The organism is Pseudomonas sp. SIMBA_067, assembly GCF_046534675.1.
Taxonomy (GTDB): Bacteria; Pseudomonadota; Gammaproteobacteria; order Pseudomonadales; family Pseudomonadaceae; genus Aquipseudomonas; species Aquipseudomonas putida.
The window spans coordinates 1-451 of record NZ_JAWRYH010000056.1; the positions used below are offsets into that span (position 1 = coordinate 1).

Below are 451 nucleotides of genomic sequence, written 5' to 3' on the forward strand. Positions count from 1 at the left end.
GTGCTATCCGTGTCGATCTCGACGGTAATGCCTGTGGCGTGCTGGATGAGCAACACGTTGAGCATGCACGTAAGCAGCTGGAAGAAGCGAAAGCACGCGTCCAGGCGCAGCGTGACCAGCAGCGCGCCGCGCGTCGTGAAGCAGGCGAAAGCGAAGAGGGCGCGGCACCGCGTCGTCCACGCAAGCCCGCGGCACGTAAGCCTGCAGAAGGCGAAGCCGCGCGTAAACCGCGTCCGCAGACCACTGCACCGCGTGCGACCGCCTCACAGCATCGCAAGCCAGCCCCACGTCCGGAGCAGGAAGCCCGACCCATCACTGATACCTCAACTTTGCAACCCGGCCAGAGTATTAAAGTTAAAGCAGGCAAAAGTGCGATGGACGCTACCGTTCTTGAAGTATCAAAAGACGGCGTTCGGGTCCAGCTCGCTTCCGGCATGGCAATGATTGTGCG

At 61.4% G+C, this 451-nt stretch carries 1 protein-coding gene; it reads left to right on the forward strand.

Annotation, left to right across the window (positions count from 1 at the left end; genetic code table 11):
- Positions 1-451: ProQ/FINO family protein (locus tag SB765_RS28045; protein ID WP_410932275.1), on the forward strand; the 451-nt coding region annotated here is incomplete at both ends.